Raw genomic sequence first — 19,454 nt, 5'->3', positions numbered from 1 at the left:
GGCAACGCCGCGAGGTGCCGCCGCGCCGCCCGGACGGTCCCGCGCCGGGCGGGCGCGGATTCTCCCGGCGTCGGCGGACGCGCCCTCCCCGCCCCCTGCGGTCGCGTTCTCCCGATTCAGGCGGTCGCGTCCAGATCGTTCGCATAGTGAAGGAGCGCACGCCGGTACTCCCGTACGGACGGATCCGTGCTCGTCTCGGCGAGCAGCCGCAGCAGCAGCGTGGTCGCCTCGTGGTGCGCCCCGGTGTTGTACAGGGCCATGGCGAGGAAGGCCCGCAGGCCGCCGGCCTCGGGGAAGAGGCGGACGCCCTCGCGCAGGGTGCGCTCGGCGTCCTGGTGGCGGCCGAGGACGCGGTAGGTGCTGCCGAGGCCCAGGAAGGCGCCGCGGCGGTCCTCCTCCGGCAGGGCGTCCTGCGCGCTCAGGGCGCGTTCGTAGTGGGGCACGGCCTCCGCCTCCAGGCCGAGGCGGTCGTGGAGGTCGGCGGTCTCGTAGGCGAGCGGGGCGTCGTCGGGGCGGGCGGCGGCCAGGCGCAGGAACAGTCCGCGTGCGGCGCCGAGTTCGCCGCGTCCGCGCAACCGCCGCGCCTCGGTGAGGAGTTCGTCCCGCTCGGTGTCGTCCATGGGGCCATCGTCGCAGTACGCGGGGTGCGGGGAGCCCCGGCGAGCGGGATCGGGCGGATCGCCGCGTTGAGAACTTGCACGGACTCTTCCCGGAGTGCGGCTTCGGTGTTAACTTCTCGCACACCCCGGTGACGTGGGCTCGACCCCGGCACCGCACCGAAACCCCGCCCCGGCCGGGCGGAGGCCCCCCGCGGGGCCCCACGCGCACGTCCGGCCGGGGCGGTTTCGTGCGCCTGTTCCCGGTCTCGTGCGCCCGCCGGCCGGTTTTCGTACGCCCGCCCGCGTACGCCCGCGTGCCTCACCGGCGGCTGCGAACTCCCCTGCCCCGCAGGCCTCTTGCGGCCTCGGTGCCGTCTCGTCCACCGCTTCCGGGTGAACTTCCGCTGTCCGCCGGGAACTTGTCGCCGCCCCCGTTAGTTTCTACTTTGCTGTAGATATATTTCCCGAGCCGGGTGCGACGGAGACCGGGCTGCCCGGTGTGACGACCGGCCGATGTCGAGTGATGGAGAGTTCATGGCCCTGTGGGACCGCTTCAAGGAGTCCGCGTCGACGATGCAGACGCAGCTCCTGGCGAAGAAGAACGACCTGAAGAGCGGCGCCTTCCGCGATGCCTCCATGGCGATCTGCGCCCTGGTCGCCGCGGCCGACGGCCAGGTGGACCCGTCCGAGCGCCGCCGCGTGACCCAGCTGATCACCAGCAACGAGGTCCTGCAGAACTTCGACGCGAACGACCTGCAACGCCGCTTCGAGCAGAACCTCGACAAGCTCGCCGCCGACTTCGCCCTCGGCAAGGTCAGCGTCCTCCAGGAGGTCGCCAAGGCCAAGAAGAAGCCCGCCGAGGCCCGTGCCGTGGTCCAGATCGGCATCGTCATCGGCGGCGCCGACGGCGACTTCGACAAGGACGAGCGCGCCGTCGTCCGCGAGGCCTGCTTCGCCCTGGACCTGCCGCCGCACGAGTTCGACCTCTGAGCGGACCTCTGACGGGGCCGCAGAACATCTGACGCGGCCTCAGAACCATTGACCGGCCCGGCCGGAGCGCGGCGGACAGTGCAACTGCCCCCGTGCTCCGGCCGGTTCGGTGCGGGCTCGGCCGCCCCGGTCACTTCTTCGGCAGCCACCCCTTCCAGACCTCCGGGTTCTCCTCCACCCAGCGCTCGGCCGCCTCGTCGGCCGACAGGCCCTGGGAGGCGATGAGTTCGGAGACGGTGTTCTGGTCGTCCTTGGTCCAGTGGAAGGCCTTGAGGAACTTCGCCGCCGCGCTGCCGCTCTTCGCGAAGTCGGTGTTGAAGAACTTCTGCAGCGGGGTCTTCGGATAGGCGCAGTCGACCGTCGTCGGGTCCTCGGTGCCCTTCTCGGCGCACTCGTCGGTGTACTTCGGGAGTTTCACCTCGGTCATCGGCACCTGGTTGAAGAGCCACTGCGGCTCGTACCAGTAGGAGAGGAAGGGCTTCTTCTCCTTGGCGAACTGCTGGATCTGGGTGATCTGCGCCGCCTCCGAACCCGCGAAGACCACCTCGTAGTCCAGCTTCAGATTCTTCACCAGCGCCTTGTCGTTGGTGACATACGACGGCGAACCGTCCATCAGCTGGCCCTTGCTGCCGCTCTCCGGGGTGCGGAGCTGCTTGGCGAACTTGTTCAGGTTGCGCCAGTCGGTCACCTCGGGGTGCTGCTTCGCCCAGTAGGTGGGGACGAACCAGCCGATGTGCCCGGTGACGCCGAGGTCGCCGCCCGCGGTGATCGTCTTCTTGTCCTCGATGTAGCGGGCCTCCTGGTCCGGGTGGCCCCAGTCCTCCAGGATCGCGTCGACCCGGCCCTGGCTGAGCGCGTCCCAGGCGGGGATCTCGTCGATCTGGACGGTGTCGACGTGGTAGTCGAGCTCGTGCTCCAGGAGGTACTTGGCGACGGCCACATTGGCCTGCGCGCCCACCCAGGTCTGCACGGACAGCGTGACCGACTTGCTGCCCGCCGCGGCGGCGAACGGCGAGGCCTGCTTGGTCATGTCCGCCTTGCCGCAGCCGGAGAGCGCAAGGAGCGCCGCCCCCGCGAGCAGGGCGGCCCCGGCGGCCCGCGTACGGGTGCGGAGGCGCCCGCCCGCGGTGGCCGGTGGCTGGGTACGGGTCCGGTACCGGATACGGGACACGGTCAGGCCCCCTTTCCGGTGGAGCGGCGTTCGGTGGGCTGGGTGACGCGGTCGAGGACCAGGCCGAGGCAGACGATGGCGACGCCCGCGACCAGGCCGAGCGCGAGGTCGCCGGTGGCGAGGCCGGTGACCACGTCGTAGCCGAGCGCGCCGCCGCCCACCAGTCCGCCGATGACGACGACGGCGAGCACCAGGACCACGCCCTGGTTGACGGCGAGCAGCAAGGCGGGCCTGGCCAGCGGCAGTTGGACCTGGCGCAGGGTCTGCCAGCGGGTCGCGCCGAGCGAGCGCGCGGCCTCCACGGCGGCCGGGTCGACCTGGCGCAGCCCCTGGGTGGTGATGCGGATGACCGCGGGCAGCGCGTAGACCACGGCCGCGGCGACGGCCGGGGCGCGGCCCACCGCGAAGAGCGCCACCACCGGGATCAGGTACACGAACTGCGGCATCGTCTGCAGGACGTCCAGGACGGGCCGCAGCAGCGCTTCGAACCGCCTGCTGCCCGCCGCGAACACGCCCACCGCGAAGCCCAGGACCAGGGTCACCGCGAGGGCGGCGAGCACCTGGGAGAGCGTGTTCATCGAGGGCTCCCAGACGCCGAGGACGCCGATCGCGGCCATCGCGAGGACCGCGGTCAGCGCGGTGCGCCAGGTGCCGATCAGCCAGGCGAGGGCGGCGACGACGAGCAGGGTGCCGTACCAGGGCAGGGCGGTCAGGCCGTCCCGCAGCGGGTTGAGCACCCAGTCGGTGAAGCGCCCGGCCCAGTCCGCGGTGCCGCCGACGACGGGCACCCCGGAGTAGAGGTGGTCGACCATCCACTCCTTGAAGTCGTTGACGGGGCGGGCGATCTCCAGGGTCCAGCCGGTCGGCCACACCCGGGAGCCCGACAGCCGCCCGGCGACCGCGAGGACGGCGGTGACCGCGGCGAGCGCCGCCCACAGCAGGGGGCCGCGCAGCGCCCCGGGTCCCGGCGGGGCGCCGCCCGCGCCGAGGCGTTCACCGGCGGCCGCGGTGGTGCGGTCCATCACGATGGCGAGCAGCACGATCGGCAGGGCGGCGGCGAGCGCGGCACCGACGTCGACGGTGGACAGGGCCTGGTAGACGCGGTCGCCGAGACCGGCGGCGCCGATCATGGAGGCGATGACGACCATGGAGAGCGCCATCATGATCGTCTGGTTGAGGCCGAGCAGGAGCTCCTTGCGGGCCAGCGGCAGCCGGGCGGTCAGCAGCTTCTGCCGACCGGTCGCGCCGAGCGAGCTGACCGCCTCGATCACGGTGGCGTCCGCGCCGCGCAGGCCGAGCGCGGTGAGCCGGGCCATCGGCGGGGCCGCGTAGATCACGGTGGCGAGCAGCGCGGCGGGCACGCCGTTGCCGAAGACCAGGGCGACCGGCAGCAGATAGGCGAAGGCCGGGAGCACCTGCATGGTGTCGAGCACCGGCCGCAGCAGCCGGAACGTCCGCTCCGACAGGCCCGCGGCGAGGCCGAGCAGCGCGCCGACCAGCGCCGAGACGAAGACCGCCACGACCATCAGCGCGAGCGTCTGCATGGTCGGCACCCACATCCCGAGGCCGCCGGAGACCAGGAAGAAGACCAGGGTGAGCGCGGCGATCCGGGCACCCGCGAGGCGCCAGGCGAGCAGCGTCCCGCCGGCCGTCACGCCGATCCAGCCGAGCGCGAGCAGCAGCAGGTAGACGCCGCGCACGGACAGGACCACGGCGTTGCTGAGGTGGCCGAGGAAGTAGACGAACAGCGGGTGGCTGTCGCGGTTGTCGATGATCCAGTCGGTGGTGTCGCCGAGCGGACCCGAGACGTCGACGGTCAGGTCCGCGGGCCACTGGGCCCCGGACCAGGTGAGCGCCGCCACCGGCACCAGGACGGCGGCGAGCAGCGCCAGCAGGGCGAGCTTGCGCACCGGACGGGGGCGCAGCAGGGCGCGGGGCCCGCCCGCCGGGGGCGCGAGGTCGACGACGGGGCGGCGCGGGGGAGCGACGGTGCTCATGCGCACCACCGCCCGGGACAGCCGGGGGCCGCGGCGGGGAGGTGCGCGCGGGTGCCGGGTGCGGGGCCGGCCGTGGCGGGGGTCGGCGGGGTGGCGGACATCAGGCGGCCACCTCGTCCCGGGGGCCCGGCTGGTCGAGGCGGGCCACCACGTCGAGCAGGCAGGCGTGGTCGACGACGCCCAGGCAGCGCCCGTCCTCGACGACCCGGACGGTGCCGCCGGAGCGGACCACCGCCTCGATCGCCTCGCTGATGAGGGTGCCGGGCCGCAGCGCCGGACCCTGCTCGGCCTCGCCCTCGCGGGCCGGGCGCATCGCCCGGCGCACGCTGAGCACCTGCTCGCGCGGCACATCGCGGACGAAGTCGCGGACGTAGTCGTCGGCGGGCGAGCCCACGATCTCCTCGGGGGTGCCCAGCTGCACGATCCGGCCGTCCCGCATCAGGGCGATCCGGTCGCCGAGCCGCAGCGCCTCGGAGAGGTCGTGGGTGATGAAGACCATGGTGCGGCCCTCCTCGCGGTGCAGGCGGACCACCTCCTCCTGCATGTCCCGCCGGATCAGCGGGTCGAGCGCGCTGAACGGCTCGTCGAAGAGCAGGACTTCGGGGTCGGTGGCGAGCGCCCTGGCCAGGCCGACGCGCTGCTGCTGGCCGCCGGAGAGCTGTCCCGGGCGGCGCTGCTCCAGACCGTCGAGGCCGACCTTCGCCACCATCGCGGCGGCCTTCTCGCGGCGCTCCGCCTTGCCCATGCCCTGGATCTCCAGGCCGTAGGCGACGTTGTCGAGCACGGTGCGGTGCGGCAGCAGGCCGAAGTGCTGGAAGACCATCGAGGCGCGGTGGCGGCGCAGTTCACGCAGCGCGGTGCGGTCCATGGCGCGGACGTCCTCGCCGTCCATCTCCAGGCCCCCGCTGGTCGGTTCGACGAGCCGGGTCAGACAGCGTACGAGGGTGGACTTGCCGGAGCCGGACAGGCCCATCACGACGAAGACCTCGCCCTTGTGCACGTCGAAGGAGACGTCCCGGACCGCGGCGGTACAGCCGGTCCGCTCGCGCAGCTCCGCCGCGGAGAGTTCGGCGAGCGAGGCGTCCTCGGGTATCCGCTCCGCCTTCGGCCCGAAGACCTTCCACAACTTGCGTACGGAGAAGACGACTTCACGCCCGTCGGCGGCGGACCCGGTGGTCGCGGACCCGGGAGCCGCGGGGGCGGCCTGCCCGGGAGTGCTGCTCTTCGCCGGGGTGTTCTCGGACTTGGCTTCGGCGGATGCGCCGCCGGAGGTGCCGGTCATCACGCGTCACCTCCTTCGGTGCGGGGCTGTTGTGGTGCCGGGGACTGTGGTGACGTGGACTGCTGTGCCGGAGCCGGGGTCTGCCTGAGCAGGTCGGCGCACTTCTCGCCGACCATCAGGACGCCGAGCATCGGGTTGACGGCGGGCATCGTCGGGAAGACGGAGGCGTCCGCGATCCGGATGCCGCTCAGCCCGCGGACCTTCAACTGCGGGTCGACCACGGCGAGTCGATCGTCCGCCGCGCCCATCCGGCAGGTGCCGGCCGGGTGGTAGACGGTGTGCGCGGCCTTCCGCACCAGCTCGCTGATCTGCGCGTCCTCGGTGACCTCGGGGCCCGGGAAGACCTCCCGCTTCAGCCACTTGGCGAAGGGTTCGGCCTGTGCCACCTTCCGCGCCAGCTTGATGCCGTCGACCAGGGTCTGCCCGTCGTAGTCGCTGCCGTCCGCGGCGGGCTCGAAGTAGCGGAAGTCCAGGGCGGGTTTGACCTCCGGGTCGGCGGAGGTCAGATAAAGGCGGCCGCGGGAACGGGACTTGGGGATGTTCGGCGTCATCGAGACGCCGTGCTCGGGCCGTTCGTAGCCCAGCCGCTCCGGATTGTCCGTGAACGGGATCTGGTAGAAGTGGAACATCAGGTCCGGGCCCCGGTGCTCCGGGTCCCGCTTGACGAAGAGGCCCGCGTCGGAGTCCATCGCGGAGTTGTCCGGGATCGGCCCGTGGGTCTCCCAGACGATGACCGACTCCGGGTGGTCCAGCAGGTTCTCGCCGACCCCCGGCAGATCGAGCACGCAGTCGATGCCCAGCGCCTCAAGATCCGCGCGCGGCCCGACACCGGAGTGCAGCAGCAGCCGCGGGGTGTCCACCGCACCGGCGCAGACGATCACCTCGCGCCCCGCCTCGACGTAGACCTCCTCGCCCTCGGCGGTCCGTACGTGCACGCCCTTCGCGCGGCCCTCGGCGAGGTCCAGCCGGTGCGCCCAAGTCTCCAGGAGCAGACGGAGGTTGGGGCGGTCCCCGGCCTTCAGATGCGGGTGCAGATAGGCGACCGAGGCGGAGGAGCGGTGGTTGTTCTCCGGGTGGTAGGAGAGGTCGAAGAAGCCGACGCCCTCCTCGAAGGGCCGGTCGTTGAAGCCGACCACCTCGGGCACCCCGAGCGCCGACTTCACCGCCTCGATCCAGTCCGCGGCGACCTCGTTCTGGTCCTTCTTCGCCACCCGCACGATGTTGTTGCGCAGCCTGCCGAAGTACGGGTCCATGGCCGCCGCGTTCCATCCGGCGGCGCCCGCGGCCTCCCACTCGTCCCAGTCGGAGGGCAGCGGCCTGAAGGAGATCAGCGTGTTGTGCGAGGAGCAGCCGCCGAGGACCTTGGCCCGGCTGTGCAGGATGTGCGAGTTGCCGTGCGGCTGCTCGGTGGTCGTGTACTCGTAGTCCAGCTCACCCCCGAGCAGACCGAGCCACCGGCGCAGCGTCAGCACCTCCTCGCGGCCGAGGTCGCTCGGACCGCCCTCGATCACGAGGACGCTCAGCTCGGGATCCTCGGCGAGCCGCGAGGCGATCACAGACCCGGCGGTGCCGCCGCCGATGACGACGTAATCGGCGTGGAGGGTGCGGGGCGGGTGGGGGGCCGTCCCCGCGGCGGGATCCGCGGCGGGATCCGCTGCCGGATCTGCCGCGGGATCTGCGGACGGGTCGGTGGGTGAGGCGTTCGCGGGCGAGGGGGGCATGGGGAGGGCTCCTTCTGCGCGGGGACGGGGACGGGACGGCGATGCGGGACGGGAGACGGGGAGAGGGAACGAGGGGCGGGAGCGGGATGCGGGAGGCGGGAGGCGGGTTGCCTGTGGCCTGTTGTGCCTGTGGCGGACGGTCGTCGGTGCCGCCGGGCCGGGTCGCGAGGACCGGGCCAGGGGGTCCGATCACCGGTACCGATCACCGGTACCGATCACCGGTACCGATTCACGGGCCCGGATCACGGGGCCCGGATCACGGGGCCCGGATCACCGGGACCGGTGACCGGTCCCGGTGCCGCGGAGACGAGGTCGTCATCGGCACGAGGTCGTCATCGGCACGGGAGAGCGGCCGGGCGGGCGCGGGGCCTGCCCGGCCGGACGGCGCCCGTCAGCCGGCGAACCACTTGACCGGCTCCGGCCGCAGGTTCTCGTAGATGTGCTTGCTCTCCCGGTACTCGTCGAGCCCCGTGGGCCCCAGCTCCCGCCCGATCCCGGACTTCCCGAAACCGCCCCACTCCGCCTGCGGCAGATACGGGTGGTAGTCGTTGATCCAGACCGTGCCGTGCCGCAGCCGCGCGGCGACCCGGCGGGCCCGGGCGGTGTCCGCGGACCAGACGGCACCGGCGAGCCCGTACTCGGTGTCATTGGCCAGCGCGACCGCCTCCTCCTCGGAGGCGAAGGTCTCCACGGTGAGGATCGGCCCGAAGGTCTCCTCCCGGACCACCTTCATCTCCCGGTGGCAGCCGTCGAGGACCGTCGGCGCGTAGAAGTAGCCGCCCGCGGGCCGTACGTCGGCGGGCTCCGGCCGGGAGCCGCCACAGCGCAGCCGGGCCCCCTCCGCGAGCGCCGAGGCCACGTACGCCTCCACCTTCTCCAGCTGCTGCCGCGAGACCAGCGGCCCGCACTCCACGCCCTCCTCGGTACCGCGGCCCAGCCTGATCCGCTCGGCACGGCGGGCCAGCTCGGCGACGAAACGTTCGCTCACCGAGGCCTCGACGATCAGCCGGGCCCCGGCCGAGCAGACCTGCCCGCTGTGGATGAAGGCGGCGTTCAGTGCCTGGTCGACCGCGGTGTCGAAGCCCTCGGCGCTCGCGCAGGCGTCGGCGAAGACCACGTTGGGGTTCTTGCCGCCGAGTTCGAGGGCGATCTTCTTCGCGCCCTTGACCGCCGCGGCGCCGGCCGTGGTGCCGCTGGCCAGACCGCCGGTGAAGGAGAACAGGTCCACGTCCGGGTGCTCGGCGAGGCGCTGCCCGACCGGCACCCCCGCCCCGGTCACGAGATTGGCGACCCCGTCCGGCAGCCCCGCCTCGGCGAGCAGCCGCACCAGGTGCACGGTGGACAGCGGGGTGACCTCGCTCGGCTTGACCACAAAGGTGTTCCCGGCCGCCAGCGCGGGCGCGATCTTCCAACTGGCCTGCAGCAGCGGGTAGTTCCACGGCGTGACCAGGGCGCACACCCCGACCGGCTCGTGCACCACCACGCTGTGCACCTCGGCACTGCCCGCGTCGACGACCCGCCCGCCGCTGTCGTTGCTCACCGCGTCGGCGAAGTAGCGGAAGGCGTTGGTCACGTCGTCGACGTCGACCCGCCCCTCCTCCAGCGTCTTGCCGGTGTCCCGGCTCTCCACCAGCGCGATCTCCTCGCGGTCGCGCTGCAGCAGCTCCGCGACCCGCCGCAGCAGCGCCGCCCGCTCCGCCACCGGCGTGGTCGGCCAGGCCCCCGCCCCACCCCCGAAGGCCCGCCGCGCCGCGGCCACCGCCGCGTCCACGTCCTCGGCATCACCCTCGGACACCACCCGGAGCGTGCTCGCGTCCGCGGGGTCGAGGACCTCCCGGGTCCCACCGGCCGCCGCCGCGCGCCACACCCCGTCCACGTGAATGGTCTCGATGTCCACGGGAACGCTCTCCACGTCCACGCCCACGTGACCGGTCTCGATCGACGCCACCTTGTACTGCCTTCCGCTCACACAGTTCTGCCACTGGTCGAACCAGCGACCTGGTTACCTCCCCGGCTCCGCCCGAGATATGCCCAAACCTTCACGGAAAGTGAGGCTGCTCACGGGGGAGGCGGAAGGAACGCGCTTACTGGGGAACGTGTGTACGGGCGGGCGGGCTGCTCGTGGTGCCGGTGATCTCTACGAGCTGCTGGTCGGGCTGCGAGTGGGGCTACTGGTAGGGCTGCTGCTGGGGCGGCTGCCCGGGCTGCCCGTACTGGCCCGGCTGCCCGTACGGGTTCTGGCCCTGGGCCTGGCCGTAGCCCTGCCCCTGACCCTGCATGTGCGCCTGAGCTTCGAGCTGCTCCGCCTGCGTCTTGGGGACCTGGACCTCGGCCCCGCAGAAGGTGCACTGCGTCGCGTACTTCGTCGAGAACGGAAACAACGGCACAAAGAACAAGGTGAACTTCGTGACCCGCTTCCGCAGCGTGTGCGCGGCGGGGGTCCCGCAACGCCCGCAGACGAGGGTGAGTATGGCCAACTGGTAGAGGTAGCCCTTGGTGCCGAAGATGATCAACGGTGCACCTGCCCTTCTTGGTTGAGTCCCGGACGCGGCATCGCCCTGCGACCGCGATATCGCACTCCAGCCCGTCCTACGGAACGCCGCTGTCAGTGTCGTCTGATCAGATAGTCCCACTAGTGCTGGTACTGGAGGAGTGGAGCGACGACGTGACCGAGGGCCGGACCCTGATCAAGCGCATCGGGCAGTTCAAGGACTTGGACGCTTCTCAACGCACCGGCCGGCGCCGCCATCGCCCCTTGCTCCTGCTGTGGGCAATTGCTCAGGCGGTCCACGGACACCCGAGACAGCACTCATGGACAACAATCCGCGATGCCGTCGGCCCACTGCTCACCGAGTTCGCGGGCGCCGCCGAGGGTCCTCAGGCCACGCTGCGCGCCTTCTGGGAGCTACAGAAGATCAAACGGGAGAACAAGCTGTGGGAGGTGGCGGAGTCCGCTGATCTTCTCCCGGCGAGCGGGGGAGGAACCCCAAAGCTGCCGGCCATGAATAAAGCAAACCCACTCGCCGGTCTTCCGGAGCAGGACTACGACCGCCTCACCACAGACTTTGCGTTCGCTGCCTGGGCGGTCAGCACGCTGCTTGTACGCTTCTTCGATCACGAACCCGCGCCCCTGATCAACGCGTTGGGCCTCCAGGCACTGATGGCCGGAGAGGCCGTCGATGGTCTCCGCCCCCTGCGCGGGGAGCCGTATCGGCACCGCGGAGAAATCGGAGATGCCTACGGTGGAAATCGCGTGCTCGGCATCACCCCTCTCGCCGACGGAATTCTCACCGTCTACTCGGACGATAAGGGTCCCTACGATGACCAGCGTGTGCCAGATTCGGACTGGATCGCCTATACGGGAGACGGCCTTTCCGGCGATCAGACCTTGTCAGCCGGCAATCACAGCATGGCGAATTACCAGATTCAGAAGAAAGCCCTGCGCTACTGGCACAAGCCCCATAACGGTGACTGGACATTCGAGACCTGGGCGGTCATCGTGCAACGCCGCCGGCGCTGGGGCCGAGGTGAAGACGGCAAGCAACGCCGCGAGTTCGTCTGGATCCTCGCCCCGGTTCCCTCGCCCCTACGCGACTCATGGCCTCCCTCGGTGCGCGAAGCCCTCGAGCAGGACGACGGAATGCTCCACGATGACTCTGAAGATGTCGTACCCCTTGAGGCGCGGTCCGCTCCTACGGTTACCCCTAGTACGGCATTGACCTCAGACTCCGCATCGCCGTCATCGAAGGCACCAAAGTCGAAGGCACCAAAGTCGAAGGGGCCAAAGCCGAAGGGGCCACGCCTCAGCGACCGCGAGCTGTACCAGCGGCTCACCGCGGCAGCAATTAACACCGCGAGCAGTCGTTCAACTCCCGCCAAGCTGGCTCACGTAGAGCGATATCTCCGCTCACCGGCAGCCCGCGATGCCGTGCTGATTCGTAGCAAGGGCAGCTGCGAAAACCCTTCCTGCCTCGGACATCCCACCGAACGCACCGATAAGGGCGCCCCTCTCCTGGAGGTCGACCACGTCAACGACTTGGCGCGAGGCGGCCCTGACGTCCCCGACGCGATGGTGGCACTCTGCCCAAACTGTCACGCCCTCAAGACACGAGGAGAAAACCGACGCGAGCTGACAAAAAAGCTCCGCACCGAAGCCCGCGCCCGTCATGCGGCGTTTCTCAAAGAGGACCTCGACTAGGCAACGCTCCGCGGGGAACCTTGGAAGACCTGGCTGGTATGCCACGAGCGGTGCGTCGCCGCGACGGGTGGGATACCGATTTGCGGACCGAGGATCGGACGGTCCGCGAGCGCGGTGACGTGTTCGCGGGCGGCGGCGCTTCGGCCCACAAACCGCTGCGAGACCAGGATGCGATGGCCGTCCCCAATACCGAGGACGCCCTTGTCGAAGAGCTTGTGGTGCAGCGAGCACAGGCACAGCCCGTTGTCGATATCGTCGGGCCCGTCGAACGCCCACCACCGCACATGCGCCGCCTCCAAACCGACCGGCACCGCCCCGATCATGCCGTCGTAGCCGCAGAAGGCGCACTGGTACTCGTAGGCCGTCAGCACCAATTCCCTCATACGTCGATCCCGCGGCTGCCGCGTGGAGGGAGCGAGGGCATCCGTCTCCGCCAACTCCAGCTCCAGGCCCACAGCTTCGCACAGGTCCTGGTGCAGCGAGGGCGGGAAGTGCAGGTCCAGCAGCACCCGTGCCATACGGCCCAGCAGCGACGGTTCCCGGTGGAGCGCCGCCCGCAGCTCCGGCACCAGCCGCCCGGTGGCTCGGCTAGCCCGAAGCTCCCGTACTCCGGTGCCGGGACTGCCGACCCCACGGTCGGTCCGTACCTCCCACACACCGTCGTTGACCAGGTGGTGAAAGGGATAGGCGGGCGTGGTGCCGCGCGCCGGACCGTACTCGACAAGCAACTGCTTCAGATCCGACTCCACCGCGCTATAGGCCAGTTCCCCCTCAGCATCCACCTGAAAACGGCCCATCGCATACAGCAACAACAACGGCTTATGCGGCGCCCGCACCCCATCCCGACTCCACTGCCGCAACGTCGCGGCGCGCTCCAGCCAGTCCATGGGGGGTGATCGTAGTGACGCCTTGGCTCACCGCAGGTCGTGAGGTCTCCCTTCGACCCTCATCGCCCGGACCCTGCCGCGATTCCCGTCCTCCGTAGAGTTGTTGAGAGCGGTGAAGGCTCTCAGGCATCGAGGAGCTGCCGGAGTTCTTCCTCGCACATGCGCTGCTCCGGGTCGGCGGTTCCTCCGTCGAAACGCACGCCTTCCCCCGCCAGGACAGAAGCGGCCGTGTCCGTACGCGCGGGGTCGGGCCATTGGAAGCCGGGGCTGACTTCTCCGGTGGCCGTGAGAACGCGCCAGGGGCTTGGACATCGGCCGCAGGCCCTGAGGTGCTGGCCTATGGGGACCGGATGGCTGCCGACCACCGCCGCCAGATCGCCGTACGTGGTCCACCGACCTGCGGTGACACCGCCAAGCAGGGTGTGCAGCTCGGTCCAGTCCTTGCGGGTGCCGGTGACCTGTCGGGCCAGAGCGGTCAGGTCGGAGCCCGCCAGCGTCGCCCATGCTTCGGGGTCGACACCGGCGGGCACGTGGGCGGTGTCCACGTCCCACCACTTCGTTCCCTGGATGCCGTCCACGCTGCGGCCGGTCACACTGGTGAAGATGTGGTTGGCGAGCCCGGTGGGGGAGTAGGCGGCTCCGTCCGCGTCCCAGAGCAGGGGTTTGGCGGTGTCATTGGTCCAGGTGGCGGCCGCTCGGGCAGTGTCCTGCGCCACCCAGGACCGGATGTCGGCGCGGATGGCCTCCGTGACGCCGTGGCGCGGCGTCATCAGCAGCCTGGTCCCCTCGGGCAGCAGGCCCGCATCGACGAGCACATGGACGGCCTTGCGTGAATGCGAGCGCTCCTGCAACTTCCTGGCCACCGCCTCGCCTTCGACCCGGGCGGGAGCAAGCGTGAACTCCTCCACCTCCGGAGTCGGGTACACCTTGGTGAATCCGGCGACGAGATGCCCCTCCACCCGCCACAGACCGACCTGTACGAGATCGATGTCGATGCCCATCTCGGAGAGCCAGACCACGGAGTGCGTGACCTGTTTCGGAAAGTCGGCGGCCACGATGACCTGCCGCGGACGCTGGAGCAACGCGGGGCTCCACTCGCCGTCCACATGGTCCAGCAGCCGCTGCCTGCACGCCTCGACGTCAAGTGCCTCCCCTCTACGGGACAGGAAGGCGCAGTGCGCATGGGCGAGGGTGTCGAGGTCGAAGCGCGAGACCAGGGCGGCGTACGTGATCGCCTGGAGGTGGACGTCCCGGTCAGCCGTGCCACGCTTCAGCTCGACCACGACGAGGCGCCCCGTCGCATCCAGCCCGAGGACATCCAGCCGGTCACGAGCCGGCACCCCGTCGGTGTCGGCCCATCGGTCGTACTCCGCGGTGATCACGAGCACCGACTCCCCGAGCACCTGGGGATGAGCGATCACCCACTCCTGAAGGTGCTGCCGCTCCAACAGGTTCTCGGCGGCCATCCCGGTCCGCGATATCGGCGTGGCCCGCTGGCCGTCGACGGTGAAGAGATGATCCACGGTGTCCCTGGTGCGTCCGTCCGGCTGGTGAGTCGGGCGCACTGAGCGTACGCGGGCGGTGGCACCCGTGAGGGCCGCCCCACGGAATCACCGGATCGCCGAACCATCGAAAACCGACTGCTTCGAGAATCAAGGGGGAGCAGGACTGAGAGGGGCGGTGACTCCCCGACGATTCCCAAGAAGGCCGAGAAACCACTCAGGGACCCGACCCGCCACGCGGATCAAGTCCCTGATCTGGTACTTCCCTGTCGGGGTGGCGGGATTTGAACCCACGACCTCTTCGTCCCGAATGAGGTTCGGATGGTGATCTTGCCAGCGTAGACGCTGTTCTACCTGGTCAGAGCGTTGAAGGGGTTTGGGGAGCGGGTCGGCTCCCGGATGGCTCCCAAGGGGCCCAGCTCTCGGGCAGTAACCAATCGGCGGTTCTGTGCGTTGTCCGCAGTTCGGCGTCGAAGCGTATCGACGTAGTCCGTGCGGAGCCTGCGGCGGCATCGTGGACGCTTCCCTGCGTTGATGTCGGTCAAGCCTCTTGCGCTACTTTCGCCTATCTCGGGCTGAGCAGCCGGGTCTTGGGTCATCCAGATCAAGGCTGACCGAGTTCGACCGCCCACGCCTCGGGGCCGTCGTAGCGGAAGGCGATCAGTGCGGTAACAGGCCAGTTCTCATGCACGCCACGCACCAGCCCGGCCCGGCTTGGCACGGTGAATGCCTGGATGCCCCGACCGAAGTCGATGGTTCCTGAGGCCCGGCTCTTGATCTGGGAAACGCGGCCTTGCAGGCGAGCCAGATGAGCAGGTGGCGGTTCTCCCTCTCTGCGGTTCCACTCCTTCAAGTCCTGGTGGGAGACCAGCCGACCTATCTCCTGTCCCTCCCCCAACCACTCGTAGGCGGTCGAGTGACGGTTGGCGAAGCCAGTAGTGCGATCGCGGCACCTGTTCAACTTCGCGCGGTACTCCTCGATAGCCGAGTCCTGGCCGTCGAGAACTCGCAGACAGGCGAGCACGTAGTCATAAAAAAGGGCATCCCGGGTGGACTCCGTCCGAGCCCACGTGGTCACGTAATCGGCCGCGCGGTCGAGAGACGCGGGCAAGAACCGCGCCGCCTGTAGCCATTCCCGCAGACTCGTAAAGTCGCGCGGGTTGTCCACGAGGTTCGCGTTCAGAAGCTCAACCGCCTGACGCACGTCACTCGTCGGCGCCTTGCGCCACGACCCGCTGCGCTGGCGGTACGCACGGGCCAGCCGACGCCGCACGGGCGGCTTGTACACGTCGGCGCGGGAGAGGAGATTCCGCCAACCCTGCAATAGCGCCTGGTAATTGTCGTAGAGCTTCTGCAGTTCGACCTCCGCTTCCTCCGCCCGGTAGGACAGGCGGTCCGAGCCGCGAATCTCCAGCACCGCGTCGAGAGCGTTCTCGGCCTCCTCCAGCAGTGCCCGATAGGCGCCAGCACTCTGCCGGGCAAGGAACTGCGAGTAAGTGGCGGCTCCGGACTGCGAGAACCCGAACTCGATGACCTTGATACACATCTGAGCCACGGCGATGTGGCCGTACTCGCTGGAGTCATCCAGCTCTGTGGCCTTGTCGAAGGAAGCCCGGGCGGACTCCACGAGCTCAAGAATGCGGCCCTCGCGAGTCTTCATGTCCAGGCGGGAGTAGGTCCGGTTTTCAATCACGGACCTGATCTCGTTCCGGAAGACCATACCTCGCATGTGGTGCAGCAGCGGGTCGCTTGGAGCGAGCAAGATGGCCTTGTCCACCGCGCCCAGGGCCCCCTCGAAGTCCCTCGAGTCGTAGGACAGCAGGCGACCGTAGTGGCCCCAGTAGTGCGATTCGTTCGGGAACGCCTGTACTAGGGCATGCATCACCTGCTTGCGCCCGGGCACGGTCATCTGCTGAAGCAGCTCCGTGTAAGTGCCGGTCCGCTGGAACTCCACGGGTTCCCGGGCATCCCTCATGATGAAGAGGCGGTCCAGCAGGATCTTCATGTCGTCCGGGAGGCGGTTCTGGAAGACCCGGCCAGCTTGAGCGATGAGCGTTTCGGACCAACCCGGCAGCGCGGCTTTCCAGTCCTCCGGACCCGTGGTCGCTCCAGACGGTGCCAGCAGCTGACGCAGCACCTCCTCGGCGATCAGGCTGTGCGACAGCCGCCACATTCCGTCGCTCTCCTCGATCAGAAGTGGCAGCACTCGATCGTCGACATGCAGACGGAGATCCACGTCGTCGGCTGGCGCCACCCCGAGCAGGTCCGTGAACAAGTCCGAGGACACCGGAACACCACTGAAGCGGTGGGCCAGGGCCAGCAGTATGCAGATCTCCCGGTCGACGTCCGAGATCTGGCCGAGGAACGGGGCGACGTAACCGGGCAGCCCCTCGAACTCATTGTTGAATGCAGTCAGGGCGAAGAAGAACGGAACGCTGTGGTCGGAATCCTCAGTGAACAACTCAAATAGGGCGTCCTCTCGGTCCGGTACTAGATCAGTGAAGTGCCGGGCCATCTTGAACCGGTCGTCCCGCTGCATCGCCCCGACCCGCAGGCTGCGCTGGGTCGACGCCTGGGCGACACCGTGGCCGACAGAACTGCGGCGTGCGGTGATCAGCATTACGACCGGCACACTGCTCGCCCGCAGCAACTCGTACAACCGCTCCTGGGAGGACTCAGAGAGCAGCTCCAACAGGAGAAGGACAGGGCTTCCCGTCTCGGACGACAGGTCGGACGCCAGCTGAGAGAGGACTGCTTCGTCCTGGCTGCTGCGGGCCACGACCGTGGGGAACTCGTCCTTGAGAGTCCAGGCCACCCGGCGGGCGATGGTCGTGCCCCCGGCGCCGGGGCTGTGGGCGAGCATCACCCGCAGGGTGTCGCGCTGTTCCAGAGCCGTGCGCACCTGGCCGATAAAGTCCTCAGTGATCGCCCGCGGCAGATCCAGGTGGAGGTCCAGCTCGAACCACGAGATGGGACGGCCCCGGTAAAAGGCACCCACCTCGTACTCGCCCGCCTCCGATTCGACCCCGACCTCGGAATGCAGCAGTACCGCCGCGTCCTCGAAGCGCGACAGCAACCCGTCGGGGACATTCACGAAGCCCTTCTCGGCCGGCACCCTCGGCCGCCGACGTAGCGCCTCAACCGACGAGGGCTTAGGCAACGCGCCCAGAAGGTCCGCGGGCTCGCACGCGAGGAGTTCGGCGTCGTACTCGGCAAGGCTGCCCTCGCCGGTGCCCGAGATCGAGAGAATCCTCGCCCGGTCGCCGAAGACGTCGATGCAAGCTTCGACTAGAGCTCGTTCAGCGCTGCCGCCCTCGCCGAAGCAGACGACGGTCGCTGGCCTCCCTGAGTGACGGTTGAGCGCTTCAATTGACTCCCGTACGAACGGCAGATACGTGGAGCGCCAGCGGCGCAGGGCGGTGGTTGGAGAGACCGGGTCCGCGCCGCGGATCCCTGCCGCCGCGATCCAGTTGGTGCTGTTGCGGCCGAACATCATGTCCTGATCACGCAGCTGGAGCCGGTGGATCCGGCCGCCGCCCGTGGAGGTAGCCGCTTTCCAACCGCCGTCGACATCGGTGTCCGGGTTGAGCTCCACGACCAGGTTCCAGCCGAGCCCGGCGAACTTTTGGAGATCTTCCTCCCCGAAAGCGGCTGAATCGATGACAGCAATGGTCGTACGACGGGCGGTCCAGCGGTCGCAGTTCTCGGCAAGCCGGTCGACTGCGGCCGAGACCTGTGGAGTAGCTTCGACGGCCCGAGTGAGGGTGCATCGCGGAGCAGTCGCTGTGGGCGCGTGCAGTCCGTGCATGGAGAAGAACCGACCCAGGGACCTGCAGGCCAACTGGAAGCACCACGCCCGCTCCTGAAGCCCAACCGTCGTGTCCCGCGTCGCGAAAAGCAGCGCGTTCCCCGCCAGCGACAGGAGGTACTGGTCCTGCCAGTCGTCCGGCATCGACAGCTGTCTCGCGTACACCTCACCGGCCTGGGCGATGTCATTTGAGAGGTTGCCCAGACCCACAACATGGAGCACGGCATCCGTGTCCGCCTCAGGATCGACCAGGAACTCAGCCAGGACGCTGCGTTGGCGTTCCGTGAGCTCCGGCAACTCTCTGAGAATGAGAGCGAGCGTCAGGTGGGTGAGGTCTTGGGAGAGCGGTGCATCAGCCCGGTATCCGGAGAGATCGATCAGCCGGTACGCGGTGGCGTCCGCGACTGGTGACATCGGCAGCAGAATGTTGTCGGCGTGAAGATCGCCGTGGGCCCGGCCGAGGATCGCGAGCACGTGGGCGCTGTCCAGACCGTCCCAGATGGGGCGTTCTAGCCAGGCAACAACGTTAGGTACGACCCCACCGGTTGCGAACGTGATCCATAGTGGCACTTGATCGTCCACCGGATCGTAGGCCAGCTGCTCGGCCAGCTTCGCGACCGGGCCGTCCTTATCCGTCCGGGTGCCCACATGGTCCAGAACGAAGTCTCGCACTGCCATGCGGCGGATGTCCGTCAGAGTAGGGTTCCAGTCGCTGAGGATCGAGCGCGCCACCTCCCCGACGAGTTCCGGCAGTTCACGACCACGCAGAGTGGCCGAGAGCGGCCGGACATCGCGAATGCTGCCGCCGGCGATCTCCTGGAACATCACCTTGATACCACCCGGAACGCTGACGGGTTCAACTGGCTGCCTGACCAGATGCCGCTCGGCGAATCCCTCGGGGGCTTCCTCAAGTGCCTTGGCGTGCCGACCGGGCTCCCGGCCAGTGGTCGTACCCGGAGGACACACCTTCATGACGACTTTGCCGTTGAAGACCGGGCCAGTCAGTGCGACCGCCGCCAGAACTGCCCTGCTCTTGCCAGGGGTGAGCCATCGGTCGAAGACGATCCGCGTGTTGTGTGCCTGCTGCCACTTCTCGAGCTCGGATGCGACCACCTCGCCGACCTCGGCCTGTCTCAAGACCTCCGTCAGCGCCAACTCGTTCTTCTCTGCAGGCACTTCCGGCATGCCCCATCCTTCCGTCACACGTGTTTGTCCACATTAGTGCTTCGGCAGGAGACAACAGGCGGCCTTCCAGAATCACCGCGTTGCGCCCATGGACTGCTGCTGACGCTCCGGACA

The 19,454-nt window shown here is 69.2% G+C and carries 12 protein-coding genes; 2 read left to right on the top strand and 10 right to left on the bottom strand.

The annotated features are described in order from the left end of the window. Nucleotides 1-116 precede the first annotated feature (116 nt). Nucleotides 117-620, bottom strand: coding sequence for a tetratricopeptide repeat protein (locus tag MID12_RS13295; RefSeq protein WP_263167250.1), 504 nt, complete (start codon nt 618-620; stop codon nt 117-119). Between the two features lie 513 nt (nt 621-1,133). On the opposite strand from MID12_RS13295, the gene MID12_RS13290 reads away from it, so the two are divergent. After that, nucleotides 1,134-1,589 (top strand): tellurite resistance TerB family protein, encoded by a 456-nt coding sequence (locus MID12_RS13290; RefSeq protein WP_040250258.1) that lies wholly within the window; start codon nt 1,134-1,136, stop codon nt 1,587-1,589. Nucleotides 1,590-1,719: 130 nt separating this feature from the next. Here the strand turns inward: MID12_RS13290 and MID12_RS13285 are convergent, their stop codons facing one another. From MID12_RS13285 to MID12_RS13260, 6 genes are all read right to left on the bottom strand, one after another. Then, on the bottom strand, nt 1,720-2,751 hold the full coding sequence (locus MID12_RS13285; protein ID WP_052483132.1) for an ABC transporter substrate-binding protein: 1,032 nt from the start codon (nt 2,749-2,751) through the stop codon (nt 1,720-1,722). An 11-nt stretch (nt 2,752-2,762) separates the two neighbouring features. Beyond that, a complete protein-coding gene (locus tag MID12_RS13280; protein ID WP_263167249.1) occupies nt 2,763-4,757 on the bottom strand; it encodes an ABC transporter permease in 1,995 nt (664 codons plus the stop codon). 100 nt (nt 4,758-4,857) lie between these two features. Then, nucleotides 4,858-6,039 (bottom strand): glycine betaine/L-proline ABC transporter ATP-binding protein, encoded by a 1,182-nt coding sequence (locus MID12_RS13275; RefSeq protein WP_040250254.1) that lies wholly within the window; start codon nt 6,037-6,039, stop codon nt 4,858-4,860. Next, the gene (locus MID12_RS13270) at nt 6,039-7,760 is read right to left on the bottom strand and encodes a GMC family oxidoreductase (protein ID WP_263167242.1); all 1,722 of its coding nucleotides are present in this window, start codon (nt 7,758-7,760) and stop codon (nt 6,039-6,041) included. Before MID12_RS13270 ends, MID12_RS13275 begins: the two co-directional genes overlap by 1 nt. Nucleotides 7,761-8,151: 391 nt before the next feature. Further along, nucleotides 8,152-9,627: an aldehyde dehydrogenase family protein gene (locus MID12_RS13265; RefSeq protein ID WP_263173123.1), complete on the bottom strand. Its 1,476-nt coding sequence runs from the start codon at nt 9,625-9,627 to the stop codon at nt 8,152-8,154. A gap of 301 nt (nt 9,628-9,928) precedes the next feature. Continuing rightward, nucleotides 9,929-10,273, bottom strand: a complete 345-nt coding sequence (locus MID12_RS13260; RefSeq protein WP_263167241.1) for a zinc ribbon domain-containing protein — start codon at nt 10,271-10,273, stop codon at nt 9,929-9,931. A gap of 122 nt (nt 10,274-10,395) precedes the next feature. On the opposite strand from MID12_RS13260, the gene MID12_RS13255 reads away from it, so the two are divergent. Beyond that, the gene (locus MID12_RS13255; RefSeq protein WP_263167239.1) at nt 10,396-11,958 is read left to right on the top strand and encodes an HNH endonuclease signature motif containing protein; all 1,563 of its coding nucleotides are present in this window, start codon (nt 10,396-10,398) and stop codon (nt 11,956-11,958) included. Here the strand turns inward: MID12_RS13255 and MID12_RS13250 are convergent. From MID12_RS13250 to MID12_RS13240, 3 genes are all read right to left on the bottom strand, one after another. Next, on the bottom strand, nt 11,955-12,845 hold the full coding sequence (locus MID12_RS13250) for a phosphorothioated DNA-binding restriction endonuclease (RefSeq protein ID WP_263167237.1): 891 nt from the start codon (nt 12,843-12,845) through the stop codon (nt 11,955-11,957). The two genes, MID12_RS13255 and MID12_RS13250, sit on opposite strands and share 4 nt — an antisense overlap. Before the next feature lie 122 nt (nt 12,846-12,967). After that, nucleotides 12,968-14,368 (bottom strand): MGMT family protein, encoded by a 1,401-nt coding sequence (locus MID12_RS13245; RefSeq protein ID WP_263167235.1) that lies wholly within the window; start codon nt 14,366-14,368, stop codon nt 12,968-12,970. A 583-nt stretch (nt 14,369-14,951) separates the two neighbouring features. Next, on the bottom strand, nt 14,952-19,340 hold the full coding sequence (locus MID12_RS13240) for a hypothetical protein (RefSeq protein WP_263167232.1): 4,389 nt from the start codon (nt 19,338-19,340) through the stop codon (nt 14,952-14,954). Nucleotides 19,341-19,454: the final 114 nt, after the last annotated feature.

Origin of the sequence: Streptomyces sp. SCSIO ZS0520 (assembly GCF_025643355.1) — a bacterium.
Classification (GTDB): Bacteria; Actinomycetota; Actinomycetes; order Streptomycetales; family Streptomycetaceae; genus Streptomyces; species Streptomyces physcomitrii.
Note: the sequence above shows the minus strand (reverse complement) of the source record. Positions and strands in the feature narration are given on the sequence as shown.